Raw genomic sequence first — 26,635 nt, forward strand, 5'->3', positions numbered from 1 at the left:
GAAATGATTTCACAACATTTACCAACTATTGTCATTATAGTAGAGCAACCTACTGAAAAATAACAATACCTAAAGGTGGAATAGTCAATTCTACGGATTGTTCGCGACCATGCCAAGGTTTTTTCTTTATCCCCGAAATTTTAGGGTCCATTCCCGCTCCTCCGTACTTTTTATCATCACTGTTTAGAATGATTTTTAGCTTACCTGAAGTCTTGGGTATACCCACTCTATATTTTTCCCTAGGAACAGGTGTAAAGTTGCATGCAATAAAGATATCATCTTCCGTATCATGGCCTCTTCTAATATAGGTGAGTACAGAGTTTTCATGGTCTCCGTAATCTATCCACTGAAACCCATCCGGACTAAATTGCTTCTGATAGAGGGCCGGAAAACTTTTATAAATAGCGTTCAAATCCTTTATAAGTTCTTGTATTCCACTATGAACTTCATACTGCGTAAGGTCCCAATCCAAACTTTTTTGAAAGTTCCATTCAGAAGTCTGTCCAAATTCACCACCCATAAAAATAAGGTTGGTTCCGGGATGGGTAAACATATAACCGAACATCAAACGCAAGTTTGCAAAACGCTGCCACTCATCGCCAGGCATGCGGTACACCAATGATTGCTTACCGTATACCACCTCATCATGCGAAAATGGCAACATAAAATTCTCCGTAAAGGCATAGGTTGCACTAAACGTAAGATCATTCTGATGGTGTTTTCTATAGATAGGTTCTTTCTTAAAGTACTCTAGTGTATCGTGCATCCATCCCATCATCCATTTCATTCCAAAGCCTAAACCTCCGTACATAACAGGCTTAGAGACTCCAGAAAATGCAGTAGATTCTTCCGCAATGGTCTGCACATCCGGGAAACTGCCATAAACGGCCTCATTAAACTCCCTAATAAAGGATAAGGCCTCAAGGTTTTCATTATTTCCGTACATATTAGCCTCCCACTCACCTTCTTCCCTAGAATAATCCAAGTAAAGCATAGAAGCTACCGCGTCTACACGCAAGGCATCTGCATGAAACTGATCTAGCCAGAAAATGGCATTACTGATCAAAAAGGCACGTACCTCGTTTCTTCCGTAGTTAAAAATCAAACTCTTCCAATCTGGGTGATACCCTCTTCTACGGTCTGGATGCTCATAAAGGTGAGAACCATCAAAAAAGCCAAGGCCATGTGCGTCTTCTGGAAAATGTGAAGGCACCCAATCCAAAATAACCCCAACCTCTGCTTGGTGCAGCGCATCTACCAATAGTTTAAAACCTTCAGGGTCTCCAAATCTTGATGTGGGCGCAAAATATCCGGTTAGCTGATATCCCCAAGAAGGATCGTAAGGATACTCCATAATAGGCATGAACTCTACATGGGTAAAGCCCATCTCCTTTACATAAGCCACCAAATCTTTGGCCAGTTGCTTATAGGTTAAAAAGTTTCCGTCTTTATCACGTTTCCAAGAACCCAAATGCACTTCGTAGACAGAAAACGGAGCATCCAATGCATTTTTTTCCTTACGGGTTTCCATCCATTTCGTATCTCCCCATGTGTAATCCGCTTTCCAAACAATAGAAGCTGTTTTTGGGGGATGCTCACAATATCTTGCAAAAGGATCGGCCTTTTCAGTTACCGCTCCATGGTTATTTGAGTATATTTTATACTTGTAAATTTCACCTTCGCCAACCTCGGGAATAAAACCTTCCCATATACCACTACCGTCCCATCTTACATTTAACATATGCTGGCTATCATCCCAACTATTAAAGTTACCGATTACGGATACCGCACGTGCAGATGGAGCCCAGACTGCAAAATAAGTACCCTTAACCCCATTTAATTCCATTGGGTGGGAACCTAGCTTTTCATATAATCTAAAATGTTTACCTGATTTAAAAAGATCAATATCAAATTCGGAGAAAAGACTAAAAACAGTTACTTGTGGCATAGTGTTCGATTAGTTAGGTAATGCTGACAAATCTAAGCAACTTTACAAAAAAGGTTACATATTTGTTAATTAACTTTATGTCAGCATTTCAATGTTACAAAGAAAAGATACGAATAATTCAAAAATGGAACGCTTTTTGAAAAAAGATTCTTAAATATCTTTAAAATTTTCAACTATAAAATGAATACTATGAAAAAATCCCTTCTTTTGCTCGGCACATTCTTTACACTTTTTTTTACTGCCTGTGAAGGTCCAACCGGCCCTCAAGGACCTATTGGACGTCCTGGTGAAAACGGTGAAGATGGCACACAAGCACAAGTTTTTGAAGTAGATGATGTAGACTTCACTTATATATCAGAAGATAATTTGTACGAAAGCGTTTTAGCCTTTGAAGATTTTACAAGTTTTGAGGTATTGCCCAACGATGCCGTATTAGTATACCAGTATGATAGAACAGTAGAATTTCAAGACGGTAGCCAAGATGATGTTTGGAATCTAATACCGCAAGCTTTCTTTACAAACGAGGGAACCATTCAATATACTCCGGGGCACACTACAAAAGATGTAGAAATCCTTATCTCTGGCAACTATGACCTTTCAAATTTAGAAACCCAATTTACACAAGGCCAGCTTTTCAGGTTCGTTATAGTACCCGGTCAAGCTGCAACTGCCAAAATAGACAAAAGCAGCATTTCTGCGGTAATGAGCAGCATGGGGCTTACGGAAGCCGATGTTTTAAAAGCATCGTTCAAATAACATTCACAAATAAATAAAATAGACACCCTGCCCTAATTGGAGCAGGGTGTTCCGTTTTTAGGGGAAACCAAAACCATTTCTAAAAAATATCGTAAATACAGTTAAATTTGAAAGGAAGAAGCTTCTCTTTCGTCTAATTGAAAACCTAAAAAAATTAAAAACGCTATGTACAAAAATATACTTATTACCATTGGTTTTGCCCTTGTAGGGTGTCAAGGTAATTCTCAAAAGAAAGAAACAGCTCAAAAAACAACAGACAAGAAAGAAACAAACTTCAGCGTAGTAAAAACGGATGCGGAGTGGCAAAAAGAACTTACGGATGCCGAATATTATGTACTGCGCAAGGCCGCTACCGAAAACCCTTTTTCATCGGATTTATTGGAAAACAAAAAAGAAGGCACTTATGTCTGCGCGGCCTGTGGTACGGAGTTGTTCAAAAGCAATACCAAATTTGATTCCGGTACGGGATGGCCTAGTTTCTACGAAGAAATAAAAGGAAATGTGGGTTATGATGTGGATTATAAAATTGGTTATAAAAGAACCGAGGAGCACTGCGCTACCTGCGGTGGTCATTTAGGGCACGTTTTTGAAGATGGCCCCAAGCCCACTGGCTTAAGACACTGTATAAATGGAGTTGCGCTAAATTTTGTACCTGCGGAATAGTGCTCTTACTCCTGTAATTCAATAATTTTATAGTATTAATTACAGCATGTATGAACTATCCTGAGAATTTTATTGAAAGTGTCACTTTTGAATTTAATCGATACAAAACGATGGGCGACAGAACTTTTGAACAACTCAGCGATGATGATATTCACTGGAAACTGAACGAAAATGACAATTCTGTTGCCCTAATAGTTAAACATATGTCCGGCAATATGTTAAGCCGTTGGACCAACTTCCTGACCGAGGATGGAGAAAAACCTTGGCGCAACCGCGAGGACGAATTTGAGAACCCCTCCACAACAAAAACAGAAATGCTAGCCGCTTGGGAAAGTGGTTGGCAATGTCTCTTCAACGCTTTAAAATCAGTATCTACAGAAAATTTTGATACGGTAATTAAGATACGAAACGAGAACCACAGCATAGTCCAAGCCGTACACAGACAACTTGCACATTACAGTGGCCATGTGGGCCAAATTGTTCTTTTGGGTAAAATGATCAAGGGTACGGCATGGGTATCACTTTCCATTCCAAAAGGCCACTCGGACCAATATAACAAGAACATGTTTGAGAAGTGAGTTGTTATGTACGCCACAAAATCTTGATTCAAAGCAGTACCAAACTTCCTCTTTTTAGAACTAGACTTTAATTTTGGTATTAATCTTTCCGTTAGGTTTTGTACTTTTGCACCTGCTTAGCTATAGCTGGCTTCTTAAATTTACAACAGCAAAAAAATAAAAAATATGAGCAATTTCGATGTTATTGTTTTGGGTAGCGGACCCGGAGGATATGTTACCGCCATTAGAGCCTCTCAATTGGGCTTTAAAACGGCCATTATCGAGAAAGAAAATCTAGGCGGTGTATGCTTAAACTGGGGTTGTATCCCTACCAAGGCACTTTTGAAATCAGCTCAGGTTTTTAATTACCTAAAGCATGCCGAAGACTATGGTCTATCCGCAGAAAATGTGGATAAGGATTTTGATGCTGTGGTCAAAAGAAGCCGTGGCGTTGCCGATGGTATGAGCAAAGGTGTTCAGTTTTTGATGAAGAAAAATAAAATTGAGGTCATCAAAGGATACGGAACTTTAAAAGCAGGCAAAAAAATATCCGTAAAGGATGACGAAGGCAAAGAAACAGAATACGGTGCAGACCATATTATTATCGCTACCGGAGCTCGTAGCCGAGAGTTACCTAGCTTACCACAAGATGGTAAAAAGATTATTGGCTACCGTGAGGCTATGACCTTAAAAGAGCAACCAAAGAAAATGGTTGTTGTTGGTAGTGGTGCCATTGGTATTGAATTTGCTTATTTCTATAACGCTATGGGCACTGAAGTAACCGTAGTGGAATACCTACCCAATATAGTACCGGTAGAAGATGAGGATATTTCAAAACAATTGGAGCGCAGCTTAAAGAAAGCCGGTATAAAAATCAAGACTTCTGCAGAGGTTACTTCTGTTGACACTTCCGGTGAAGGCATAAAAGCAACCGTAAAGACTGCTAAAGGAGAAGAAATTCTAGAAGCGGACATTGTTCTTTCTGCTGTTGGTATCAAAACCAACATTGAGAACATTGGTCTTGAAAACGTGGGGATTTCTACCGATAGGGATAAAATATTGGTAAACAATTACTACCAGACCAACATACCCGGATACTACGCTATTGGTGATGTAACTCCAGGTCAGGCGCTAGCACATGTTGCTTCTGCCGAAGGTATACTATGTGTTGAAAAAATAGCGGATATGCATGTTGAGCCATTGGACTATGGCAACATTCCAGGATGTACCTATTGTACACCGGAGATTGCATCTGTAGGTCTTACTGAAAAGCAAGCCAAGGAAAAAGGATTGGACATCAAAGTTGGTAAATTTCCTTTCTCTGCCAGCGGTAAAGCAAAAGCAGCCGGTACTCCAGATGGTTTTGTTAAGGTTATTTTTGATGCCAAATATGGCGAGTGGTTAGGATGTCATATGATCGGTGCCGGTGTTACCGATATGATTGCCGAAGCTGTTGTTGCCAGAAAATTAGAGACTACAGGTCACGAAATTTTAAAAGCCGTTCACCCTCACCCAACTATGAGCGAAGCTGTTATGGAAGCCGTAGCAGCCGCTTACGATGAGGTGATACACTTATAATAAATTGCAATTAGATTAGATTAAATTAGAAATGGGCCCGATAAGAATGTTCTCAAATACATCTCACGGGCCCATTATTTTTTATTAGACGAACACAGTAAAAACCCATTCCGTATGCTCAATTTTTTTCGGATTACAGCAATATTAGAAGGTATCTCCTATTTGGCCCTATTTGCCGTAACTATGCCGTTAAAATATTTAGCCGGTCTACCCATGCCCAACAAATATGTGGGTTACGCGCACGGCGTACTCTTTATAACCTATATTATTTTGGCCGTAGTTCTGTGGATGGAAAAGAAATGGAGCATCAAAAAAGGAATTATACTCCTGGTTGCATCCCTCCTGCCCTTTGCCACTTTTTATGTGGAAAAAAAGTACTTGAGCGATAACACCGCACAAGCCTAATACCCTCTTAAGTTAAGCTTATCTAAAGTGTCTAGCGGATAAAAAGGTATAGACAAAGCCCATGGTTATGGTATTCCATGTGCTATCGTTTATTGTGATGCCCGTGTACGAAAAGTTCAGCTCAGATTTTGGCCCTACTTGAAATCCAATTTGTGGGCGATAGTAAAATCCACCATCATTTCCTTCGTTCAGTCCAAAAGCGTTTCCAATATCACCACCTATAGAAAAGGTTTTTGAAGGCCAAAGCCTCACTGAGGCTGCAAGTGGTAAAAATTGAACACTAGGGTAATCTACAGTAACATTTTGACCGGTAAAGGTTTCGGCAAAACCGTGAACTATACCTGCTTTCACCCCTAAATCAAAGGCCTTGTTAGGAGCCCACATATAGCCTACATCGGCACCTATAACTACACTAACAAAATCATTATAATCTCCTATAGGCATACCCGCATGGGCACCAATTTTAAAGCCCTCTTGGGCAAATAACGAAATACACGAAAAAGTCAAGGTCAGAAATAAACAAAAAGATTTGGTCATGGCAATTTTAAATTTGGTTTGTGCTGGTTGTTTGGTAAAACTAAAGGCTAAACGAAGTTCATTGCCTTTTTGTTGTAGCTACAAATCAAAAATTGTTGTGAGACGGTTGACGTTAAACCTTTTAAATAGGTGCCAATACTGCTAAAATGCGACTTAATACAAGAAGATTCTAGCCAATTACTTCACAAAACTCTGTATGGCCAAATCATAACTTTGAAGCCCAAAACCAAGGATTACTCCTTTTGCTACCGGAGAAATATAGGATACATGTCTAAACTCTTCTCGCTTGTGCGTATTTGAAATATGAACCTCAACAACAGGCGTAGATACCGCTTTTATAGCGTCTCCAATACCTACGGAAGTATGTGTGTAGGCTGCAGCATTTAAAACAATACCATCATAGGAAAAGCCCACCTCCTGTATTTTACCAATAAGCTCCCCTTCTATATTAGATTGAAAATATTCTAACTGAACGTCTTTGAACTTAAACTGTAGATCGGCAAAATAATCTTCAAATGTTTTGTTTCCGTATACTTCAGGTTCGCGTTTCCCTAATAGATTCAAATTGGGGCCGTTGATAATGATTACTTTCATACTTCAAAAATAAACTTTTTAATGTGATTTTTAACAAGAGAAAACAAAAACGGCCGCATGTAGCGGCCGTTCAATTTTTATACTTTTCTATTGATTACAAAAAGTAAACCGCACCTACGGATACTGCACCGTTATGTGCTTTTGTAACACTTAAAACTTCAGAAAGCCCTACTCCTATTCTAAACTGAAAATAAAAATTCTCATCCATACGGTAACCGGCACCAATATTAACCCCCAACTCAATGGTTTTGGTATCTTGGAACTGTAAATCCTCTTCCCAGTTGTCCGCCAAAAGAAAACCTACTTGCGGTCCTAGTTCTACCGCTACCTCTTCCGTAATATGATATTTACCCATTACAGGTATCTGCAAATAAGCCAAGTTTACGTTAGAAGGGCCCAAATCTGCACCCTGTAGAGCAAATAGTAACTCTGGTTGCACATAGAAGTCATCCATAACCGGTATCTCTGCAATACCACCAAAATAGGTACCTACTTTAGCTGATACACCGTCAAAATCATTCCCTAGCCAAGTTGTAAAGTTAATCCCAGCCTTACCTCCAAACTTTATGTCTCCCATATTAAACCCGCCAGAAGGGCCTGTGCCCTGTATTACGGTTTGTGCAATACTACTTTGTATGCCAAAAAAAACAAACGTTAGAATAACGCAAAATTTAATTTTCATGATTATGGTTGTTTTAAGAACCGTATTTTAATCCGCTATCGCTCCGTATTTTTCTCAGTCAAGAAATATTTTAGGAGAAGGAAATAACGTACAAAATAAAAATTGGTCCATGGTTATATCATAACCAAAGATAGAAAACTTTACTTAGCGTCAATTCTTTACAGAAAAAATTGCTTTTTATTTTTGCAGCCATTTAAAAAATAAAAAATCATGACCTCACAATGGTTAACTTTACATTATGAATTGGGATCAAGCGCTTCAAGACTACGGGCATTATCTTAGAATAGAACGTGGCCTTTCCGATAACTCCATTAAAAACTACAGTTGGGACATTAGTAAGCTTATTGCATTTTTAAAAAGCAACTCCTTAGAGGACAGCCCTAAGCAAATCAAAAAAGAAACATTACAGCAGTTTATTTACGAGGTAGCAAAGACCATGAACCCCAGGTCTCAGGCACGAATTATTTCCGGACTTAAAAGTTTTTTCAATTATTTAGTTTTTGAAGGGTACAGGGAAGACAACCCCTTGGATTTAATAGAGTCGCCCAAAATTGGAAGGAAGTTACCCGATACCCTATCCGAGGATGAAATCAACAGCATTATTGGTGCGATAGACCTTTCAAAAGCTGAGGGCGAAAGAAACCGTGCCATGCTAGAAACTCTTTATGGATGCGGATTAAGAGTCTCAGAACTTGTAGACCTCAAAATCTCCGATCTATTTTTTGAAGAAGGATTTATAAAAGTGACCGGAAAAGGAGACAAACAGCGTTTTGTACCCATTAGCGAGGTAAACAAAAAGTACATTACCATCTACCGAAACGAAGTACGGGTGCACCAAGACATAAAAAAAGGGTTTGAAGATATCCTTTTTTTAAACCGAAGGGGCCGGCAACTTACCCGCGCCATGATTTTCACCATCATTAAAAATCTGGCCGTAGCAATACACCTGAAAAAGAGTATAAGTCCGCATACTTTTAGGCATTCTTTTGCCACCCATCTACTACAAAACGGAGCAGATTTAAGAGCCATTCAACAGATGCTAGGACACGAAAGTATTACTACAACAGAAGTTTACGTACACGTAGACCGTACCCATCTTACGGACGTCATGAACAAATACCATCCAAGAAAATAGAGAACAAGAGTTAAAATTTGATTTTACTTAGAACCGAAAACATACTTGATTTTCCTGCGGCCTTATTTTTTTCCTTTGTGATGTTCAAATCATGCCTTGCCTCCATCATGAAATTTTTGTTTACATCGTAACCAACCCCATTGGTCATCATAAATTGGGGCTTAGGCACTTCATTATCATACTTGCTCAATGCCCGTTCCATACGTATGCCATTAACCAAATAAAAGTTATCTGTTGGGTAATATTTGAACTCAAGTGCCAACTGATAAAAATCTACATCACGGTAGGTATCGTAGTAATTTCTGAGCTCAACAAGAAATTTTTCATCTAACTCATAGCCTAAAGTTGATTGAGTGTGCATTTCATTGTCCATAAACGCAGGATATGAAAAATTCTTGGTATAAAAATTAGAAGATGGGTCAAATTGAAATTTGCTGAAATCTATATCTACAGTCGAGCTTTGGGCCTTACCTATAGCCATACATAAAAGAAGAAATATGATTCGGACAAGTGTAATCATAGTTTGGTTTTGCTTCGATAAATATAAGAACACCTTCCTAAAAACGAGGTTTTTTCTGACAATTTTAACGATTCACAAGCAAGTATCATAAAGCCGTTTAGGGCCTATTTTTCATCTTAAAAATATATTTATGAACCGAAAACGTTGTAGTTCACCTCTATATACCACTATGCTATTTTGTTCCGTTTACATACTCTATATTTAAATTTAAATAGCTAAGAATGAAACATAATACCGAACGAAAATGGTGGAAAGAAGGTGTAGTCTATCAGATTTATCCTAGAAGTTTTCAAGATACCACCGGCAATGGTATTGGAGATTTACAGGGCATTATTAAAAGACTGGATTACATCCAAAGTCTTGGTGTTGATATTATCTGGCTAAATCCTGTTTATACCTCTCCCAATGATGATAACGGTTACGATATTTCGGACTATAGAAATATTATGGCCGAGTTTGGCACCATGGATGATATGGACGAGCTTATGACCCAAATGAAAAAGAGAGGGCTGCGCTTGGTAATGGACCTAGTAGTGAACCACAGTAGTGACGAACACGAATGGTTTGTAGAATCCAGAAAATCCAGAGACAACGCATATAGGGACTATTACCACTGGTGGCCCGCCGAAAAAGGTACTCCTCCAAAACGATTTAGCTATTTTGATGAAGATAGTAACGCTTGGAAGTATGATGAACCAACAGATTCATATTACCTGCACTATTACTCCGCCAAACAACCTGACCTAAAATGGGAAAACCCTAAGGTAAGGGAAGAGGTGTACGACCTTATGAAATTCTGGTTTGATAAAGGAATAGATGGTTTTAGAATGGATGTGATATCAACCATTTCTAAAGATGTCAATTACCCGGAGCTTCCCGAAAAATACAAAGGCGATTTTATCCCTTATTATGCAGATGGACCACACCTGCACGAGTATCTAAAAGAAATGAACCAAAAGGTACTAAGCAAATATGATGTTATGACCGTTGGTGAAGCACCTGGTGTTAACCAAGAACAGGCCCTTAATTTTGTTGACGAAGACCGCAAGGAACTTAATATGTTCTTTCATTTTGATTTAATGTCCCTTGACCGTGAACTGGGCGAGACCTTTAAAATGAGAAAAGAACAATGGAAGCTTACGGAGTTTAAGAAAGTCTTTTCGGAATGGGACGGGGTTTTTGCACAAAAAGGCTGGGGAAGCCTTTATTTGAACAATCATGATTTTCCAAGAAGCGTTAGCCGTTGGGGGAATGATTCAAAAACACACTGGCAAAACTCGGCTACTCTATTGCAGACTTTTTTGCTTTCCATGAGGGGTACACCCTATTTTCTCTATGGTGAAGAAATAGGTATGACCAATATAAAATTTGATTCTATTTCCGACTATCAGGATATAAATACCCATAGCCGCTACAAAGCCATTAAAAAAGCGGGCGGCGATTTAGAAACTTTCCTAAAAGAAGAGAAACACGCGGGAAGGGACAATGCCCGTACCCCAATGCAATGGAATACACAACATAACTCCGGGTTTTCCGAAGCCAAACCATGGCTCAAAATAAATGAAAATTATAAGGAAGGAATAAATGTTGCCGAACAGGAACCGGAAAAAGACTCGGTTCTTAACTATTTTAGAGCAATGGTACAGGTGCGCAAGGACCATCTTGCTTTGGTATATGGGGCGTACCAATTATTATTGGCGGATAATGAACAAGTGTATGCCTATGTAAGGTCTTGGGAAGACGAGCGTTTTCTAGTTCTGTTGAATTTTTCTACCAAACGAAGCTCGGTTACTATAGACGAGATACGTTTTGATAAAGCGCATCTTATCATTTCCAATGACGATGCGGAAAACAACAAAACCGATAACCATTTTGAGCTTACGCCATATCAAGCATCGATCTATAAGGTTTTTTGATCTTTAAACAGTGAATAGTCGCGTTGGTAGGGACGTATAATCAATCGTGCTTCCCTATCAAAACGCACATAATTATATACCCAATTTACAAAGACAACTACCCTATTTCTAAAGCCAATTAGGAAAAACAGGTGAACGAACATCCACACGAACCAAGCAAAAACACCCTGAAACCTATAATTCTTTAAGTCTACCACAGCCTTGTTACGGCCAACGGTAGCCATGCTACCCTTATCCTTGTAAACAAAAGGCTTCATAGGTTCATTACGCACCAATCGCAATAAATTCTCGCCAAGGTTCCTTCCTTGCTGAATAGCCGGTTGTGCCATCATAGGGTGGCCATGGGGCGTATCTTCGGTTTGCATACAAGCAATATCGCCAACTGCAAAAATACTATCTTGCCCTTGAACTTGGTTAAACTCATTTACTTTAAGACGGTTACCCCTCACCAAGAATTCCTCCGCTTCTAGACCGCCAATAGGCACACCTTTTACTCCCGCTGCCCAAACCAACGTGGCCGCCTCAAACACAAGTTCTGTTTTAGTACGGGCCGTTTTGCCGTCATAGCCCACAACACGTGTATTTTTCCAAACATTTACACCAAGGCTCTCTAGAAAATCTTCCGCTTTTTTTGAAGCGTTCTCACTCATTCCCTTCAATAGACTATCTCCGGACTGTACTAAATTTATCTGTGCCCTACGGGTATCCAGATCGGGGTAATCCTTTGGAAGTATTCCTTTTTTAATCTCTGCCAAGGCACCTGCCAGTTCCACACCCGTAGGACCTCCACCAACAATTACAAAATTCATTAAAGCATCGCGCTCATGAAGATCGTCCGTTAACAAGGCTTGCTCAAAATTCTCAAGAATAAGACTTCTAAGATTCAACGACTGCGGTATACTTTTCATGGCCATACCATTCTGCTCAATTTCTGTGTTACCAAAGAAATTTGTGGTAGACCCCGCGGCTATTACCAAATAATCATAGGAAAGCCTTCCTATATTGGTTACAATTTTTTTGGACTCAGGCTCTACCTTTTGCACTTCCGCTAGACGGAAAAAAAAATTGCTATAATCCTGTAAAATTTTCCGAATGGGATAAGCTATGGAATCCGGTTCCAGCCCCCCTGTAGATACTTGGTATAAAAGTGGCTGAAACGTATGGTAGTTATTCTTATCCAATAAAACTACCTGAACCTCTTTCTTACTTAGTTTTTTTGCTAAGGCTACCCCTCCAAAACCACCACCAACAATTACAATTCGCGGTAAACTAGATTTTGGTAAGTTAAGTGCATTCTGTATCTGACATGTATAAAAAATATGAGCAAAATTAAACATTCATTGTGTACCCCAACCGATAAACTAAAGGTTTTATTATATTTAAATTCTCTAAAATGTAAGAAAATTCATTGAAATCATGGTTTATTCTCATTCTAGAACTTAAAACTCAAAAATAAAACAGAAATACAGGTAGAAAAACACTTTCTCTTTTGTTACATAACCACCTAAAAACCAATACCATCTATTCTTAAAAACATATTACATCTCTTTTTTTATCCATTCAGTAAAATAATCTCTGTAACAATTAATCCTTTTGGGCTACTTATAGTCTAACAACCACCACCTTGCCGTGAACAACGAACTGGAACATCAATTTGTGACGGAACTTGAGAACAATCAAAACATTGTTCACAAGGTCTGTACATTGTACACCAATGATAGGGATTCGCACAATGATCTGTTTCAAGAAATAACGATTCAGCTCTGGAAGGCCTATCCAAAATTTAGGGGCGAATCTAAATTTAGTACATGGATGTACCGCGTGGCTCTGAATACAGCTATTACATTATATAGAAAATCTAAAAGGCGTATTCAGACACAAGACTATGAATCGGTAATTTTTAAAATAAAAGCCGACGAATACGACGCCACCCAAGAAGAGCAGTTAAAGCTCATGTACAAGGCGGTAAAGCAATTGGGCGATATAGACAAGGCCCTAGTATTTTTATATCTAGAGGACAAAGATTATCGCGAAATAAGCGAAACCCTTGGTATTACTGAAGTTAATGCCCGTGTGAAGATGAACCGGATCAAGACCAAACTAAGAACCGTATTGAATCCTTAAGGAGATGATGGACGAACTGGAACTTTTAAAGAAAGATTGGCAGAAGAAGGGAGATGAACTCCCTAAGCTGACCTATAGTGATATACATAAAATGACATGGAGAAAATCATCCTCTATTGTCAAATGGATTCTCATTATTAGCATCCTAGAAATAGTTTTACCCAATCTACTCTACTTAATACCTTCCTTTAGGAAGAGTATGAGCATTTACGAAAACACCGTTGTAGACCATTATTTCTTGGCCATGACCATTATTTATTACGTGGTGGTATTCTACTTTGTATACCTTTTCTATAAGCGCTATAAAGAAATCTCCGTGTTGGATAGCGCCAAGAATCTCATGCGCAAAATTATTAGGACCAGAAGAACTGTTAAATACTACGTTATATTTTCCTTGTCTACCATATTAGTATTCATAGCTATAGTTATAATAGGCATTTACCTGAACGATAGTTTTATGGATAATTTTACGGAAATGGCGGGCAATGCACAAAATGTTTCCCCGGAAAAGTTGAAAACCACTTTAATGGTCTCCATGGCCATATTGGGCGTGGTTATGATTGCATTCTTTGGCGGTATTTATTTCCTCCTCTACGGACTGCTCCTAAGGAAGCTAAAGAAGAATTATAAAGAACTTAGAAAACTGGAAGTCTAAATTTTATGTCGGTTTCTGTACCTACGTAATTCATTTTCTTCTTCGTAGGCAAGTAAGTCTTTTTTAGAGATTACTTTTAAAAATGATGGGTGTTGCTCTATGGCATACTCTAATTTTTCGATAATGGCATCAAACGACTCGTTATCGTAATCTATATCCAAAGGTTCTTTAATTACTATAGATTGAAGAATACCCTTTTTCTTTATCCGAAGTCCCTTTTTATCAAAAGAACGTCTAAAACCATCAATAACCACAGGAACCACTACAGGTTTATATTTCTTGATGATATGGGCGGTACCCTTTCTAAGGGGCTTCCATGGTGTGGTCGTACCTTGGGGAAAAGTTATGACCCAACCATCATTAAGCGCCTTCCCAATACTTGAGATGTCGCTCATTTTCACCTGTCGCTTAATATCCTTTCCTTCCGCTCTCCAAGTGCGTTCTACGCTCACGGAGCCTGCATAGGCAAATATCTTGGTCAGAAGGCTTTTTTTCATGGTTTCCGCAGCCGCAACGTAATACATGTTTAACTTGGGGTTCCAGATATACCCCACGTTCTTTATATTATTGTCCCGCCCTTTAAGACTGGCATTGAACACATGGAACATAGCAACCACATCTGCAAAATAGGTTTGATGGTTACTAACAAAAAGTACATTCTTGTCCGGTAAGGAACGGATAATGTCCGATCCCTCTATCTCCAAACTGTTAAAACGCTTGTACCTTGAATGTGTTACCAATCCTAAAATACGGATAAGCCATTTTTTTAGAAACAGAATATGCCCGAAAGGATTTTCCTTAAATATGCCCATAGGGCACAAAAATACGAATTTACCCCTATAAAACCTGTTGTAACAAGGTCTTGATTTCACTTAGCATCATTCCGGTAGCCCCCCAAACGGTATAACCATTTAATTTAAAGGCAGGTACGGGTACGTTTGAGGCATAAGAAGTAGTCATTTCTTGGGTAAAAATATTGCTCTCGTCCATAAAATCCAGCAGGGGCACCTCTACCAGTTTCTCTACCTCTGTCTCTTGGGGCAAAAATGGTTTGGCCCTATTATACACCCCAATAAAGGGGTGGACATTAAAATTACTTGGAGGTATATAAATTTCGGTGAGTGATTTTATAACCTTTATGTTTCCAGGTTCTACCCCCACCTCTTCATGCGTTTCCCTAAGCGCCGTGGCCATCATATTGGCGTCTTCGGCCTCTACTTGACCTCCTGGAAAGCCTATTTGATTGGAGTGCACATCCTTGGGGTGGCTTTTTCTCAAAATGAGCAACAAACGCGTTAGATTTACTTCATCTGGGTAAAAAAGGGCCATTACTGCCGCTTTTTTCGTCAATTTAGGCTTTTGCCTAGCCGTTTGTAGCTCTTCCAATCTAAACTGAGGGGCCATTTTTAAATGCGAAGCCTCTCCGGGTAAAGGCAGATTCTTTATTTTTGGGATTCGAATAGAGAAATCATCAAAATTCATGACAATCAGAAATTCTTTTAGATTAGCAATATTACCACTAATTTTTCTCGCTTCTTGTGGCGAAAGTCCTAAAGAAAAGCAAAAAACTACCGCACAGGAAGAAGTAAAAGAGGATACGGTTCAAATTGATTCCTCTAAAATCCAAAAAGAAAAAGAAGAAGAGTTTGTATTAACTGAAGAAAATGCAATTGATTTCTTCTTTGAATACCAAAAGGATTTAAAGGTTGATAAAGTAAAGATTACCACCCGGTTCGGGAGTTTTACCGTGCAACTCTTTGACAATGTGCCGTACCACAAGGCCAATTTTATTTACTTAACACGTAAAGGCTACTTTAACGACACCCAATTTCACCGGATAGTGAAGAATTTTATCATTCAAGGGGGCAATTCAGATGATAGAAAAACGGGAAAAAAACGAAGCGAGATTGGACGATACCTTCTTCCTCCCGACACGCGAAAAGGCCATAAACACCACAGAGGGGTAATCTCTATGCCCAGTAGTGAGATTGACAATCCGCATATGCTGGCATCCCCTTACGAGTTTTTTATAGTGGTCACCAAACCAGGATCCTACCATTTAGATGGCGAGTTTACGCCTTTTGGAAAGGTCATAGAAGGAATGGATGTAGTAGATAAAATTAACAGCGTAGAAATTGGCGAGGGAGATTGGCCGCAACAGAATATCTATATTCAAAAAGCGGAGGTCATAGAATGAAAATCAATTATTTATACGTCTACTTTCTTATAAATATTAGGTAGGGCAAGTCCAAATTTGACCGCCAACAATCGGGTAATGATAATAATTAGGATAGCGGCAATATAAGCGTAGGCTCCGTCTATAGGAAGAAGTACGAGTATAAAATAACTTATACCCCCAAGAATACAGGCCGTTGCATAAATCTCCTTGGTTCTGAAGATTACGGGAATTTCATTGCACAGCATATCGCGTATAACACCTCCAAAACAAGCCGTAATAGTGCCTAGTGCCACACACATTACGGGCAGCAAGTCTGCCGTTAATCCTTTTTCTATACCCAACATGGTAAAGAGGCCAATTCCTATAGTATCGAACAGAAATAAAGTTTTTCTCAGATATTTTAAGTGTCTCACAAAAATCACCGAAAAAACAACGGCCCCGGCAATAACCGTAATATACACAGGCTCACGCATCCAAAGTACGGGCGTATTGCCTATGAGCATATCACGTAAGGTGCCCCCCCCTACCGCAGTTACGAACGAGATTATAAAAATCCCAAAAAGGTCCAACTTCTTATCCATCGCCACCAAAACCCCGGAAATGGCAAAGGCAATAGTTCCCAAAATATCGATTAAAAAATAAAACATGTGTGAAAATGTATTTTTGAGCGTTCCTAATATTTTGGGCCACTGTGCAACGTTTGAAAGAATATTTAAACCAGATTACAGTTGTTGCGTGTAGTAACTATAATCCTTGATTATTCTATCCACAAAATCCAAAGGTGTCATATCCGTAGCTATACTCGTTACCTTTTTTATTTGATCGCTCAAAGATACAATTACATTATGATTTCCGTTGCGTTTGGCGGAATCATAAAATTCCTTGATCGTCTGCATCTCACGGTCCTTAAAAATAGTAACCTGTGGAAATTGAGGTTTATAATCTTCTGGCAAATCGCTTAACAAGGTATCTTTTAAAGAAACTCTTTTCTTTTCACTAATTACGGTTGTTCCTGCGGCTATATCTCCTACACGTTGCCCATTGCCCCTAATTAAAATAGTAAGTACCGCAACACCTCCGGAAGTAAGTACTACATCTATAATCCGTAATATCCACCGCACAAAATAACTAGAAAAACCGGGTTTGGAACCATCTAGTTTTACCACTCGTATTTTCATCACGGTCTTACCAACGGTCTGCCCGTTCATAAAGGTTTCTAGAAGCACATAGTACAGGAAGGCCGGCAAACTAATAAGCATATAGAGCGCCCACATATCCCCAAAATCAATATCCAAAGAAAGCAGTGCCATAATCATGATTATGGTATAGGCTAGAATGATAAAGCTATCTATCATATAAGCAAGCATGCGGTCTCCTAGATGTGCCGTATGCTGGTTAATGGTTATATTTTGGGCTGTTTCTATTTGAAATTGTTCCATAGTTTCGTTTCTTTGGTATAAACCAAAAGTTGATGCGCGAAGCCGCCTTTGTAAAGCAAAATAAAGACAAATGGGCTACTTTTGAAAATGCCCTGACCAACAAAACGGCATTGACACCAGATAAATTGTCCGACCTCTACATTGAAATTACGGACCATCTTAGCTACGCCAAAACCTTTTATGCCGGCAGCAATACAGAGTTTTACCTCAACACTTTGGCCTCTCAGGCCCACCAAAAAATTTACAAGACCAAACGTGAACCCAAAAACCGTATTGTGGAATTTTGGAAAACCGAATTCCCTACGATGTTCTATCATCACCAACGTGAATTGTTGATCGCCTTTCTGGTATTTGTTTTTTTTAGTCTGGTAGGTGCATTTTCTGCCGCAAACGAAGGTACGTTTGTTCGTTCAATTTTGGGTGATGGCTATGTTAATATGACCTTGGAAAATATTGATAAGGGAGACCCTATGGCCGTTTATAAGAAAATGGGGGAATTTAATATGTTTCTTGGCATAACCATCAACAATATTCGGGTAGCGCTTATGGCCTTTGCATACGGTATATTATTGGGTATTGGCACCTTGTTTGTTATGATGCAAAACGGAATTATGTTGGGTAGTTTTCAATATTTCTTTTACGAAAAAGGATTACTTTGGGAGTCTGCACGTACCATTTGGATTCATGGCACCATAGAAATATCGGTAATTATAATTGCGGGATGTGCCGGACTGGTGTTGGCCAACGGCATTCTATTCCCAAGTACATATACTAGGCTGGAATCTTTTAAAAGAGGGGTGCAAAACGGATTGAAAATTATGCTCAGTACGGTTCCTTTTTTCATCATTGCCGGTTTTTTAGAAGGCTTTGTCACAAGACATACAGAAATGCCGGATGCTTTGGCCATTTTTATAATTTTATCTTCCTTGGCACTAATTCTCTTTTACTACGTTATATATCCAAAACAACTTCACAAAAAACCAACCGCATGAAACAGTTTATAGAGTTCAAAAAACAACGGGAAATGAGCCAAATTTTATCGGACACCTTTGGCTTTTTGCGAAACGAATTCAAAACGTTTTTTGGTGTCTTCTTTAAGATTATCGCTCCTTTTCTAGTGGTTATGCTTATTAGCTACGGTTTTTATATGTTCCAGATAGGAGATTTCATGAATTTTAGCATAAGCAGCTCCAACTCCGCTGTAAGTGGCTTGGTCGTTTTTGTGGTTGCCCTAGTATTTCTTATCGCCACCGTCACTACCTATGTAATGGCCCAAGCTACTACCTTGTTTTACATCAAATCATATATAAAGCACAACGGAAATATAGACTTTACCGAAATTAAGGAAAACGTTTATAGTTCCTTTTGGAAATTTATCGGACTCGGCTTTTTAGTGGCACTATGTGTTGGGTGCGGTTTTCTCTTCTGTATTATTCCCGGTGTTTTTCTTTATGTACCGCTGGTGCTGTCCTTTAGTATCCTTGCTTTTGAAGGAAAAGGAGTTTCAGATGCTTTTAGCAATAGTTTTACTTTGGTAAAAGAATATTGGTGGGTAACCTTTGCCTCACTTTTTGTTGTGGGTATCATAGTTACGGTTACCGGTTATGCTTTTGCCTTACCGGCAACGATATATACCTACGCCAAGATGGGTATACTTTCCGGTGAAATAGATGCCGAAAATTTTACCGTTGCAGATCCTATTTCTATTGTTTTGGGAATTATAAGTACGCTTGCCCAGTTTCTATTGAACATCATTTCTATTGTGGCCAGTGTCTTAATTTATTTTGATTTGAACGAGAAAAAGAACTTTACGGGTACTTACGAACGCATAAAAAATCTTGGAGGAACGGCTGACGAATAAATATGCGAAAACTGCATTTCCTTTTACTGCTAGGCATATACTGGGCCGGAATTCTTTCCGCTCAGAAAGATTCTCTAAATATTGTCTATGACTCCGCTCCTCTTGAAATCAAGACTATTAGCGACTCCGATCTAAGCAAATTTTATGAGGATAAGGATTTTCAGTATGAAGTTGTCGAAATAGAACCCACTTGGTGGGACGATTTTAAAAGTTGGCTCAACAACCTCATGCTCCGTATTCTTGAGAATATTTTTGGTGTTGAGAAAGCTTCCGGCATTCTTGCCACATTCATACGCCTTGTACCTTATTTGCTTCTGGGTGTACTGATCTATATTCTCATTCGGTTTTTTCTGAATATCAACGCTAGTGCACTTGAACAAGCCTCAAAAAACAAGGCCCTGGTTTCCCTTTCGGAGGAAGAGCATATAATTAAAAATGAAAATATTCAGGACTTGATTAACCAAGCCCTTTCCCAAAAGGACTTCCGGTTGGCGGTACGATACTCCTATTTACAGGTATTAAAATTAATGAGCGAGAAAGAGCTCATTTCATGGGAACTGCAAAAAACCAATGATGACTACTTAAAAGAAATTTCAAAAACCAATCTCCAAAGTCCGTTTACCGCAATTACCCGTTTATACAATTTTACTTGGTACGGAGGTTTTTATATTGATGAAACCGCCTACCAAAAAGCAAAAGGAACATTTGAATCCATTGAAAAAATCATAAGCTCCAATGGATAAAAAAGGTTTAAAATATATTGTGGTAGCCATAGCTACGGTGGCCCTGTTAATGGTTATTCAATATAACAGTCCCAAACAGATCAACTGGACCAACTCCTACGTGGCCAAGCACAAAATACCCTATGGCACTTTTGTGTTGAACGATGTTATGGAACATCTTTTCCCGAATAAAATTAAGCAGGTAAATATTCCTCCTTTTGAATTCCTTAAAACTAACGAAGAAGCTTCCGGAACCTACTTTTTTGTAAACAATAATGTAAGTTTTGGTGATTCGGAACTGTTCTCTCTTTTAGACTGGGTAGAAAAGGGCAATACATTATTTATAGCTTCTGAAGATTACGAAGAAAAACTTTTGGACACTCTTAAGCTAAATACCGCTACCCTTTTTAGCGGATTAGAAAATATCCGATCCTATAAACACAGATTGGTGAACCCTGCGCTAGATTCAGAAGACGGCTACGTTTTTAACAAAGAAGATTACGTTACGTATTTTGTGAAATACGGGACGGATTCCATGACTATCTTAGGAACTGTAACCAATATAGAAAAGACCCAAAAGAAAGATGAAGAAGTAAACAACGTAATCAAAAGGTCATTTGGAAAGGGAGAGATTATTCTAAGTACTTTTCCTAAAGCTTTTACAAACTACTTTATTCTAAAGGACAACAACAAAACATATACGGCGGGGCTTCTATCCTATATAGACGGTTCCCGAACAATTTATATGGATAACCATTATAAAAGCGGAAAAGCGGTTTACACATCACCTATGCACGTTTTTCTCAATACCAAAGAATTTAGGTGGGCCTACTATCTTGCCCTGATTGGTGTTGTTATTTATGTATTTTTTGAAGGGAAACGTAAGCAAAGGGCCATACCGGTAATTAACCCGCTTAAAAACCAAACTCTGGCCTTTACCCGTACCATTGCCGATATGTACTTTGAAAAAGGGGAACGAAAACAAATTGCGGAACATAAAGTGGTTCATTTTCTGGAATACATCCGCTCCCGTTTCTATTTGAATACATTGAATAAGGACGATGAGTTTTACATCAATTTAGCATCGCGAAGCCATCATACCAAGGAAGAAATTAAAGCACTTTTCTCACTTATAGCACAATTGGAAGCAAAGGATAACCTAACCGATAATGAGTTACAAAAACTGAATTCGGCCATAGAAAATTTTAAAAAGAAATCACATGGAAAATAATGAGATTCAAAATGAAGACCTCAACTTTAACAATCGCGTTCCTCTAGAAGATTTGAAGAACGCCGTTGGCGAAATCAAAAAAGAGCTTTCCAAGGTTATTATTGGCCAAGAAAACTTTGTTGAACTTCTCATTGTGTCCCTTTTAGTAGACGGGCATGTGCTTATTGAAGGGGTCCCGGGCATTGCCAAGACCATTACCGCAAAGCTTTTTGCCAAAACTTTAAAAACCGATTTTAGCAGGATTCAATTTACACCGGATCTTATGCCAAGCGATATTCTAGGTACCTCAATTTTTAATATAAAAACTTCCGAGTTCGAATATAAGAAAGGACCTATTTTCTCCAATATCGTGCTTATTGATGAGATAAACAGGGCTCCGGCAAAAACCCAGGCCGCCATGTTCGAAACCATGGAAGAACGTCAAATAACCATGGATGGTACCACTTACAAAATGGAAGCGCCATTTATGGTATTGGCCACACAAAACCCAATAGAACAGGAAGGTACATATGCCCTACCCGAAGCCCAACTAGACCGTTTTCTTTTTAAAATAAAAGTAGTTTACCCCTCTCTTGATGAGGAAATCTTAATTATAAAGACCCATCATGAACGTAAAGGAGCCATTGTAAAAGAAATGATAAATGGCGTGCTTACACCCGAAAAATTAGCCGGTTTTAAGGCGAATATCCAAGAGGTTGTGGTAGAGGAAAAAATTATACGTTATATAGCCGAAATTATTTCCAAAACAAGAAACCATCCACATCTGTATTTAGGTGGTTCTCCTAGAGCTTCCATTGCCACATTAAATGCCGCCAAAGCCTTTGCCGCAATAAGCGGAAGGGATTTTGTAACTCCGGAAGACATAAAAAAATCTTTGGTTCCGGTCCTTAACCACAGAGTAATCTTAACTCCAGAACGAGAAATGGAAGGCATAACCACAGAAAGTGTAATTCAAATGATAACGGAGTCTGTAGAAATTCCGAGATAAGGATGCAATTTTTAAAATCGTTCTACATACACAACGTTTTTTTTAGGTATATAGCTATACTTTCCGCCAGCTTTATACTCAGTTATTGGCTGCCGGTGCTATACCCTATTGCTTGGCTTTTAAGCTTGCTTTTAATTGCCCTCTTTTTATTTGACACTTACCTACTCTATGGGCCAACGACAGGCATAAAAGCATCCAGAACATTACCTAAAAAATTATCTAACAGCGATTTAAACCCAATTTTAATTCAGTTTAAAAGTCAATATGCATTTCCTACCCATGTATCCATTATAGACGAACTTCCCGCTCAATTTCAAAAACGCGATTTTGAATATAAAACAAGCTTATCTAAAGGGGATAAAAAAGAATATAGCTACACCGTAAGGCCTGTTGACCGTGGCGAGTATGTTTTTGGAAATTTAAACGTATTTGCGTCATCGCCTTTAAAAATAGTAAAGCGCAAGTTTGTCTTTCAAAAGAATCAAATGGTACCCGTATACCCAAGTATCATTCAGATGCAGCAATATGACTTTTTGGCCATCAATAACCGACTGACCGAGGTTGGCCTAAAAAAAATACGCCGCATTGGGCATACGCAAGAATTTGAACAGATAAAGGAGTACGTACAAGGTGACGATTTTAGAACTGTTAACTGGAAGGCTACGGCCAAACAAAATCGGTTGATGGTCAATCAATATCAAGATGAACGTTCCCAGCCAATCTATTCCATAATTGATACGGGCCGAGTAATGAAAATGCCATTTAACGAGCTTAAACTTTTAGATTATGCTATTAATTCCGCTTTAGCCTTCTCAAACGTTGCCCTAAAGCGAAACGACAAAACGGGAATGATTACATTCTCAAAAAAAATAGAAACCTTTGTTCCGGCCATCCAGAAAATCACACATTTGAATACCATCCTGGAAAAACTTTTTAGTATTGATACTCAATTTTCAGATTCAGATTTTGGCATGCTTTACGCCCATATAAAGCGAAAAGTAAACCAAAGAAGCCTTTTACTGCTCTACACTAACTTTGAACACATATCGGCCTTAAAAAGACAGCTTCCGTTCTTGAGCGCTATTTCCAAAAAACATGTGCTCGTTGTAATCTTTTTTGAGAACACAGAATTGGATACACTAATTTCTACGGATGCAGAAGACCTTCAAGCTATTTACCACAAGACCATTGCCGAAAAATTTGCCTTAGAAAAACGCTTAATGCAAAAGGAACTTCAGAAATATGGCATTCAAACCATTTTGACCAAGCCGGAAAACTTAACTATGAATACCATTAATAAGTATCTGGAAATCAAGGCTCGTGGGCTTCTCTAAAGGTCCCCATAAAAAACAAACAGCTACAACAACGAATAAAGCTCAAAAAAGTTTTCAACAAGTTATCACCAATGTTTATGTTGATAACTTTTAAATGGAATAAAAAGAAATTCCCACCCCTTACTAACACTATTACTGATCGATAAAACGCATTTTTGATAACCTTGTTTTATGCCGCAACATGGTACTAACAGCCAAAAAATATCGTCATTATTCTGTAAATTGCAGTCCCCTCATGGTATGTAGAATACCGCCCTAAAAGCCTAACAACGAACCAAACCTACAGAACAGGAATGAAAAGCACTTCTCCTCTAACTGCAAAACCCGCTGCAAGCCTTTTTAAGTTTTTAAAGCCTAATCCAAAATACAAGTTTCGTCTTGTAGATTTTAAAAACAAGGATTACAAAACGGATTTACTTTTAAGTCAGACAAAGTGCAATCTAGACATTTTACCAATGGGGGTTATGGTTGTTGGTAATTTTGATAATCATGACAGTATCATTCCCATTTTAAAGGAAGAGATAGAATCCATTAGTTTGGTTCGGGGCAAAGAAACTATAGATACCTTTTATCTATCGCCAATGCATATTTTAACAAAATTGGGCGTGCCTAGCCGTATATCAAGATATTTTAAGGTTTACCCTTCCGAGTATAAAATTTCCGAGACCCAGATTATTATTAAATGCGCAGAGTACCAATTAAAACTGATTACCAACGGCTCTAACTTTGAGGCGCTGTTACGTAGTTTTAAAAAATCCGGGTACTCAAAGGAACTAGACCTCTTGCGCAAACCTACACTAAACCACCTCAATTACAGCGTTTACTAAAATTGAGTACAAATCCTGTGGTTCGTAAATTGGGGTAGAGTTTATTAAATTTAAACTAGTTTCGCTCACCTCCTTACCAAAAACCATAGAAATGAGACCAAAACCATTCGTACTCCTAGCCTGTTGTGTATTCCTATTTGTAAAGGCTCAGGCTCAAGACCTTCACGATATTGCCCAAACTTTTTTGTACACTTTAGATTCAGACCTTCTAGAGAAGGCCCAATTTAAAATTAACGACGAAGAGCGTTTCAATTTTAACTATGTACCTATAGCCAGAAAAGGACTAACCTTTCACGACTTTAATGAAGAACAAAAAGAGGCTGCCACCCATCTATTAAAAGCTTCTTTGAGCCAAGAAGGGTTTAGAAAGACCTCAGAAATAATGGCGCTGGAAAATATTTTAGCCGTGCTAGAAAACAACGAACGTACCATGCCGGACGGCACTCCAATGCGAGACGCCCTGAACTATCACTTTTCAATATTTGGAAAACCTGCGGAAGGAGCATATTGGGGTTGGCGCTTTGAAGGTCATCATGTATCCTTGAACTTTGTAGCCTCCAAAGGAGCTATTGTATCCGCTACACCCTCTTTTATGGGTTCCAATCCAGGTGTTGTGCCAAGCGGAAATTTAAAAGGGAAAGAAGTACTCAAAGAAGAGACCAAACTAGGTTTTGAACTGCTCAACTCCCTATCTAAGGAACAATTGGCACAAGCCGTATTTTCTAATGAAGCACCTTTCGAAATATTTACCCGCAATAACAGGAACACATCTAGGTTAGAGCCCAATGGCGTATGGTATTCCAATCTGTCACAAGAACAAAAAACAATCTTTCAAAAACTTCTACACCTCTACTTGAACAACTATGAACCGGAATTTTCTAAATCTATGTCATCAAAAATAGACAAAGCGGATATAAACAAGCTTTCTTTTGCTTGGGCAGGTAGTTTAGAACCTGGTAAAGGCCACTATTACCGTTTACAAGGCCCTACCATTTTAATTGAATATGACAATACCCAAAACAACGCCAACCATGTACACACTGTTGTTCGTGATCTGACCAATGATTTTGGAAACGATATTTTAAAACAACATTACCACGAAGACCATTAAAAATTAAAACCTATAACTCATGCAAAATTCACAGCCCGAAGTTTGGCTACGAGGTCCGGTTCCAGGAATTCCCTCGCTTTTGCAGCCCGCTGCTCATGCCCTCTTACAATCTTCAGAAGAAATAGAACGTTATTTACAGGATTTTCCCGAAGACCAACTCTGGACTAAAATTGCCGGAAGGGCTTCTGTAGGATTTCACCTAAAACATATTACCGGAGTTCTGGACCGTATGATTACCTATGCCAATTCTAAGGGTTTAACGGATTCACAATTTTCCTACCTTGCCAATGAAGGAAAACCGACTGCAGAACTACACGCCGCCGATTTAGTTCTCAACTTTCAAAATAAAACTAAGGAAGCATTATTGTTTTTCGAGACATTGAACGAGGCTACCTTAAAAGAACCGCGTACCGTGGGTCGCAAAAAATTACCGTCAACCACTTTAGGGCTTCTTTTTCATGCCGCTGAACATAGCCAACGCCATGTGGGACAACTTTTGGTGACCATAAGTTTTCTAACGAAATCATAAAACAAATAACATTTTCATCAATAGAAGCCATAGCATCAAAAATTAACTTTTTATGAGGTCATAATTTTACTATAACACACTAACTTCATATTGTTATAAAAATAAAGTTATGAAATCTAAAGAAGTAAAAATTTACTCGGGAAACCGTTTTACCGCCCAACGTATTGAAGAGAAGTTAAACGAAGTAGACATTAACCCTATCATTAAAGATGCTACTGAATCTGCCCGTTTAGCAGGTTTTGCCGCTAACATTAATGGCGAATTGGACATTTATGTGCGAGATGATGAAAAAGACAAGGCTATGATCATCGTAAGGGCCATACATGCGCAGCAAAAAGATTAAA

Annotated in this window: 30 protein-coding genes; 20 read left to right on the plus strand and 10 right to left on the minus strand. The window is 38.7% G+C overall.

From position 1 onward, the window contains the following. Nucleotides 1-49: 49 nt before the first annotated feature. Complete coding sequence (gene glgB / locus SJY45_RS07650) at nt 50-1,948, minus strand: 1,4-alpha-glucan branching protein GlgB (protein ID WP_303406852.1); 1,899 nt, start codon at nt 1,946-1,948, stop codon at nt 50-52. 189 nt (nt 1,949-2,137) lie between these two features. Between glgB and SJY45_RS07655 the strand changes: the two genes are divergently transcribed. The 5 genes from SJY45_RS07655 to SJY45_RS07675 all read left to right on the plus strand — a co-directional run bounded on the left by SJY45_RS07655 (nt 2,138) and on the right by SJY45_RS07675 (nt 5,907). Then, nucleotides 2,138-2,704, plus strand: a complete 567-nt coding sequence (locus tag SJY45_RS07655; protein WP_303406853.1) for a collagen-like protein — start codon at nt 2,138-2,140, stop codon at nt 2,702-2,704. 165 nt (nt 2,705-2,869) lie between these two features. Then, nucleotides 2,870-3,367: a peptide-methionine (R)-S-oxide reductase MsrB gene (gene msrB, locus SJY45_RS07660; RefSeq protein WP_400073883.1), complete on the plus strand. Its 498-nt coding sequence runs from the start codon at nt 2,870-2,872 to the stop codon at nt 3,365-3,367. 50 nt (nt 3,368-3,417) lie between these two features. After that, nucleotides 3,418-3,945, plus strand: a complete 528-nt coding sequence (locus SJY45_RS07665; RefSeq protein WP_400073884.1) for a DUF1572 family protein — start codon at nt 3,418-3,420, stop codon at nt 3,943-3,945. A gap of 165 nt (nt 3,946-4,110) precedes the next feature. Next, entirely contained in the window at nt 4,111-5,502 is a 1,392-nt protein-coding gene (gene lpdA, locus SJY45_RS07670; RefSeq protein ID WP_400073885.1) for a dihydrolipoyl dehydrogenase, read from the plus strand. Nucleotides 5,503-5,616: 114 nt separating this feature from the next. Beyond that, nucleotides 5,617-5,907, plus strand: coding sequence for a DUF3817 domain-containing protein (locus tag SJY45_RS07675; protein WP_215912398.1), 291 nt, complete (start codon nt 5,617-5,619; stop codon nt 5,905-5,907). A gap of 18 nt (nt 5,908-5,925) precedes the next feature. Here SJY45_RS07675 and SJY45_RS07680 read toward each other — a convergent pair whose 3' ends face one another. The 3 genes from SJY45_RS07680 to SJY45_RS07690 all read right to left on the minus strand — a co-directional run bounded on the left by SJY45_RS07680 (nt 5,926) and on the right by SJY45_RS07690 (nt 7,720). Beyond that, the gene (locus tag SJY45_RS07680; protein WP_289040830.1) at nt 5,926-6,444 is read right to left on the minus strand and encodes an outer membrane beta-barrel protein; all 519 of its coding nucleotides are present in this window, start codon (nt 6,442-6,444) and stop codon (nt 5,926-5,928) included. 177 nt (nt 6,445-6,621) lie between these two features. Beyond that, complete coding sequence (gene aroQ / locus SJY45_RS07685; RefSeq protein WP_038234648.1) at nt 6,622-7,038, minus strand: type II 3-dehydroquinate dehydratase; 417 nt, start codon at nt 7,036-7,038, stop codon at nt 6,622-6,624. A 94-nt stretch (nt 7,039-7,132) separates the two neighbouring features. Next, a complete protein-coding gene (locus SJY45_RS07690; RefSeq protein WP_400073886.1) occupies nt 7,133-7,720 on the minus strand; it encodes a porin family protein in 588 nt (195 codons plus the stop codon). 238 nt (nt 7,721-7,958) lie between these two features. On the opposite strand from SJY45_RS07690, the gene xerD reads away from it, so the two are divergent. Next, nucleotides 7,959-8,855, plus strand: coding sequence for a site-specific tyrosine recombinase XerD (gene xerD, locus SJY45_RS07695; protein ID WP_400073887.1), 897 nt, complete (start codon nt 7,959-7,961; stop codon nt 8,853-8,855). 10 nt (nt 8,856-8,865) lie between these two features. On the opposite strand, the gene SJY45_RS07700 is transcribed toward xerD, so the two are convergent. Continuing rightward, on the minus strand, nt 8,866-9,375 hold the full coding sequence (locus tag SJY45_RS07700; RefSeq protein WP_400073888.1) for a hypothetical protein: 510 nt from the start codon (nt 9,373-9,375) through the stop codon (nt 8,866-8,868). 221 nt (nt 9,376-9,596) lie between these two features. Here SJY45_RS07700 and SJY45_RS07705 point away from each other — a divergent pair, with 221 nt between their 5' ends. Beyond that, complete coding sequence (locus SJY45_RS07705) at nt 9,597-11,291, plus strand: alpha-glucosidase (protein WP_400073889.1); 1,695 nt, start codon at nt 9,597-9,599, stop codon at nt 11,289-11,291. On the opposite strand, the gene SJY45_RS07710 is transcribed toward SJY45_RS07705, so the two are convergent. After that, nucleotides 11,276-12,628: an NAD(P)/FAD-dependent oxidoreductase gene (locus SJY45_RS07710; RefSeq protein ID WP_400073890.1), complete on the minus strand. Its 1,353-nt coding sequence runs from the start codon at nt 12,626-12,628 to the stop codon at nt 11,276-11,278. The two genes, SJY45_RS07705 and SJY45_RS07710, sit on opposite strands and share 16 nt — an antisense overlap. A gap of 292 nt (nt 12,629-12,920) precedes the next feature. On the opposite strand from SJY45_RS07710, the gene SJY45_RS07715 reads away from it, so the two are divergent. Both SJY45_RS07715 and SJY45_RS07720 read left to right on the plus strand, forming a co-directional pair. After that, nucleotides 12,921-13,415 (plus strand): RNA polymerase sigma factor, encoded by a 495-nt coding sequence (locus SJY45_RS07715; protein WP_215912405.1) that lies wholly within the window; start codon nt 12,921-12,923, stop codon nt 13,413-13,415. Nucleotides 13,416-13,419: 4 nt separating this feature from the next. Beyond that, on the plus strand, nt 13,420-14,070 hold the full coding sequence (locus tag SJY45_RS07720) for a hypothetical protein (protein WP_215440915.1): 651 nt from the start codon (nt 13,420-13,422) through the stop codon (nt 14,068-14,070). Here SJY45_RS07720 and SJY45_RS07725 read toward each other — a convergent pair. Further along, a complete protein-coding gene (locus tag SJY45_RS07725; RefSeq protein WP_215440918.1) occupies nt 14,067-14,882 on the minus strand; it encodes a 1-acyl-sn-glycerol-3-phosphate acyltransferase in 816 nt (271 codons plus the stop codon). The two genes, SJY45_RS07720 and SJY45_RS07725, sit on opposite strands and share 4 nt — an antisense overlap. 25 nt (nt 14,883-14,907) lie before the next feature. Continuing rightward, a complete protein-coding gene (locus SJY45_RS07730) occupies nt 14,908-15,552 on the minus strand; it encodes an NUDIX hydrolase (RefSeq protein WP_400073891.1) in 645 nt (214 codons plus the stop codon). Between SJY45_RS07730 and SJY45_RS07735 the strand changes: the two genes are divergently transcribed. Further along, on the plus strand, nt 15,551-16,267 hold the full coding sequence (locus SJY45_RS07735) for a peptidylprolyl isomerase (RefSeq protein ID WP_400073892.1): 717 nt from the start codon (nt 15,551-15,553) through the stop codon (nt 16,265-16,267). The genes SJY45_RS07730 and SJY45_RS07735 overlap by 2 nt on opposite strands. An 11-nt stretch (nt 16,268-16,278) precedes the next feature. On the opposite strand, the gene SJY45_RS07740 is transcribed toward SJY45_RS07735, so the two are convergent. Together SJY45_RS07740 and SJY45_RS07745 are read right to left on the minus strand one after the other, a co-directional pair. Then, complete coding sequence (locus SJY45_RS07740; protein WP_215912408.1) at nt 16,279-16,896, minus strand: trimeric intracellular cation channel family protein; 618 nt, start codon at nt 16,894-16,896, stop codon at nt 16,279-16,281. 75 nt (nt 16,897-16,971) lie between these two features. Further along, on the minus strand, nt 16,972-17,688 hold the full coding sequence (locus SJY45_RS07745; protein WP_400073893.1) for an RDD family protein: 717 nt from the start codon (nt 17,686-17,688) through the stop codon (nt 16,972-16,974). 32 nt (nt 17,689-17,720) lie between these two features. Between SJY45_RS07745 and SJY45_RS07750 the strand changes: the two genes are divergently transcribed. The 10 genes from SJY45_RS07750 to SJY45_RS07795 all read left to right on the plus strand — a co-directional run bounded on the left by SJY45_RS07750 (nt 17,721) and on the right by SJY45_RS07795 (nt 26,634). Continuing rightward, nucleotides 17,721-18,680, plus strand: a complete 960-nt coding sequence (locus tag SJY45_RS07750; RefSeq protein WP_400073894.1) for a stage II sporulation protein M — start codon at nt 17,721-17,723, stop codon at nt 18,678-18,680. After that, a complete protein-coding gene (locus SJY45_RS07755; RefSeq protein ID WP_303406865.1) occupies nt 18,677-19,549 on the plus strand; it encodes a hypothetical protein in 873 nt (290 codons plus the stop codon). The genes SJY45_RS07750 and SJY45_RS07755 overlap by 4 nt, the downstream gene beginning before the upstream one ends. A 2-nt stretch (nt 19,550-19,551) precedes the next feature. Further along, nucleotides 19,552-20,292 (plus strand): DUF4129 domain-containing protein, encoded by a 741-nt coding sequence (locus SJY45_RS07760; protein ID WP_400073895.1) that lies wholly within the window; start codon nt 19,552-19,554, stop codon nt 20,290-20,292. Beyond that, nucleotides 20,285-21,502 (plus strand): DUF4350 domain-containing protein, encoded by a 1,218-nt coding sequence (locus SJY45_RS07765; protein WP_400073896.1) that lies wholly within the window; start codon nt 20,285-20,287, stop codon nt 21,500-21,502. Before SJY45_RS07760 ends, SJY45_RS07765 begins: the two co-directional genes overlap by 8 nt. Next, nucleotides 21,492-22,490, plus strand: coding sequence for an AAA family ATPase (locus tag SJY45_RS07770; protein ID WP_400073897.1), 999 nt, complete (start codon nt 21,492-21,494; stop codon nt 22,488-22,490). Before SJY45_RS07765 ends, SJY45_RS07770 begins: the two co-directional genes overlap by 11 nt. 2 nt (nt 22,491-22,492) lie before the next feature. Continuing rightward, a complete protein-coding gene (locus SJY45_RS07775) occupies nt 22,493-23,824 on the plus strand; it encodes a DUF58 domain-containing protein (RefSeq protein WP_400073899.1) in 1,332 nt (443 codons plus the stop codon). Nucleotides 23,825-24,117: 293 nt separating this feature from the next. Further along, nucleotides 24,118-24,651, plus strand: coding sequence for a hypothetical protein (locus tag SJY45_RS07780; RefSeq protein ID WP_215440936.1), 534 nt, complete (start codon nt 24,118-24,120; stop codon nt 24,649-24,651). A gap of 91 nt (nt 24,652-24,742) precedes the next feature. Continuing rightward, nucleotides 24,743-25,762 carry a DUF3500 domain-containing protein gene (locus tag SJY45_RS07785; protein WP_400073901.1) on the plus strand — a complete coding sequence of 340 codons (1,020 nt, stop codon included), beginning with the start codon at nt 24,743-24,745 and terminating at the stop codon, nt 25,760-25,762. Nucleotides 25,763-25,781: 19 nt separating this feature from the next. Continuing rightward, a complete protein-coding gene (locus tag SJY45_RS07790) occupies nt 25,782-26,291 on the plus strand; it encodes a DinB family protein (RefSeq protein WP_400073903.1) in 510 nt (169 codons plus the stop codon). A gap of 109 nt (nt 26,292-26,400) precedes the next feature. Further along, complete coding sequence (locus tag SJY45_RS07795; RefSeq protein WP_215440941.1) at nt 26,401-26,634, plus strand: putative signal transducing protein; 234 nt, start codon at nt 26,401-26,403, stop codon at nt 26,632-26,634. The last annotated feature ends 1 nt before the right edge of the window (nt 26,635 follow it).

This window comes from Zobellia russellii (genome assembly GCF_044597075.1).
GTDB lineage: Bacteria > Bacteroidota > Bacteroidia > Flavobacteriales > Flavobacteriaceae > Zobellia > Zobellia russellii.

Bases quoted from the DNA above. Each gene is read 5' to 3' on its own strand.
- glgB (WP_303406852.1), bottom strand. From the start codon at position 1,948: ATGCCACAAGTAACTGTTTTTAGTCTTTTCTCCGAATTTGATATTGAT.
- SJY45_RS07775 (WP_400073899.1), top strand. From the start codon at position 22,493: ATGCAATTTTTAAAATCGTTCTACATACACAACGTTTTTTTTAGGTAT.
- SJY45_RS07745 (WP_400073893.1), bottom strand. From the start codon at position 17,688: ATGGAACAATTTCAAATAGAAACAGCCCAAAATATAACCATTAACCAG.
- lpdA (WP_400073885.1), top strand. From the start codon at position 4,111: ATGAGCAATTTCGATGTTATTGTTTTGGGTAGCGGACCCGGAGGATAT.
- SJY45_RS07720 (WP_215440915.1), top strand. From the start codon at position 13,420: ATGATGGACGAACTGGAACTTTTAAAGAAAGATTGGCAGAAGAAGGGA.
- aroQ (WP_038234648.1), bottom strand. From the start codon at position 7,038: ATGAAAGTAATCATTATCAACGGCCCCAATTTGAATCTATTAGGGAAA.
- SJY45_RS07710 (WP_400073890.1), bottom strand. From the start codon at position 12,628: ATGTTTAATTTTGCTCATATTTTTTATACATGTCAGATACAGAATGCA.
- xerD (WP_400073887.1), top strand. From the start codon at position 7,959: ATGAATTGGGATCAAGCGCTTCAAGACTACGGGCATTATCTTAGAATA.
- SJY45_RS07755 (WP_303406865.1), top strand. From the start codon at position 18,677: ATGAAACAGTTTATAGAGTTCAAAAAACAACGGGAAATGAGCCAAATT.
- SJY45_RS07760 (WP_400073895.1), top strand. From the start codon at position 19,552: ATGCGAAAACTGCATTTCCTTTTACTGCTAGGCATATACTGGGCCGGA.
- SJY45_RS07740 (WP_215912408.1), bottom strand. From the start codon at position 16,896: ATGTTTTATTTTTTAATCGATATTTTGGGAACTATTGCCTTTGCCATT.
- SJY45_RS07705 (WP_400073889.1), top strand. From the start codon at position 9,597: ATGAAACATAATACCGAACGAAAATGGTGGAAAGAAGGTGTAGTCTAT.
- SJY45_RS07785 (WP_400073901.1), top strand. From the start codon at position 24,743: ATGAGACCAAAACCATTCGTACTCCTAGCCTGTTGTGTATTCCTATTT.
- SJY45_RS07735 (WP_400073892.1), top strand. From the start codon at position 15,551: ATGACAATCAGAAATTCTTTTAGATTAGCAATATTACCACTAATTTTT.
- SJY45_RS07770 (WP_400073897.1), top strand. From the start codon at position 21,492: ATGGAAAATAATGAGATTCAAAATGAAGACCTCAACTTTAACAATCGC.
- SJY45_RS07665 (WP_400073884.1), top strand. From the start codon at position 3,418: ATGAACTATCCTGAGAATTTTATTGAAAGTGTCACTTTTGAATTTAAT.
- SJY45_RS07730 (WP_400073891.1), bottom strand. From the start codon at position 15,552: ATGAATTTTGATGATTTCTCTATTCGAATCCCAAAAATAAAGAATCTG.
- SJY45_RS07795 (WP_215440941.1), top strand. From the start codon at position 26,401: ATGAAATCTAAAGAAGTAAAAATTTACTCGGGAAACCGTTTTACCGCC.
- SJY45_RS07700 (WP_400073888.1), bottom strand. From the start codon at position 9,375: ATGATTACACTTGTCCGAATCATATTTCTTCTTTTATGTATGGCTATA.
- SJY45_RS07690 (WP_400073886.1), bottom strand. From the start codon at position 7,720: ATGAAAATTAAATTTTGCGTTATTCTAACGTTTGTTTTTTTTGGCATA.
- SJY45_RS07765 (WP_400073896.1), top strand. From the start codon at position 20,285: ATGGATAAAAAAGGTTTAAAATATATTGTGGTAGCCATAGCTACGGTG.
- SJY45_RS07790 (WP_400073903.1), top strand. From the start codon at position 25,782: ATGCAAAATTCACAGCCCGAAGTTTGGCTACGAGGTCCGGTTCCAGGA.
- SJY45_RS07655 (WP_303406853.1), top strand. From the start codon at position 2,138: ATGAAAAAATCCCTTCTTTTGCTCGGCACATTCTTTACACTTTTTTTT.
- SJY45_RS07780 (WP_215440936.1), top strand. From the start codon at position 24,118: ATGAAAAGCACTTCTCCTCTAACTGCAAAACCCGCTGCAAGCCTTTTT.
- SJY45_RS07725 (WP_215440918.1), bottom strand. From the start codon at position 14,882: ATGGGCATATTTAAGGAAAATCCTTTCGGGCATATTCTGTTTCTAAAA.
- SJY45_RS07750 (WP_400073894.1), top strand. From the start codon at position 17,721: ATGCGCGAAGCCGCCTTTGTAAAGCAAAATAAAGACAAATGGGCTACT.
- SJY45_RS07680 (WP_289040830.1), bottom strand. From the start codon at position 6,444: ATGACCAAATCTTTTTGTTTATTTCTGACCTTGACTTTTTCGTGTATT.
- SJY45_RS07675 (WP_215912398.1), top strand. From the start codon at position 5,617: ATGCTCAATTTTTTTCGGATTACAGCAATATTAGAAGGTATCTCCTAT.
- msrB (WP_400073883.1), top strand. From the start codon at position 2,870: ATGTACAAAAATATACTTATTACCATTGGTTTTGCCCTTGTAGGGTGT.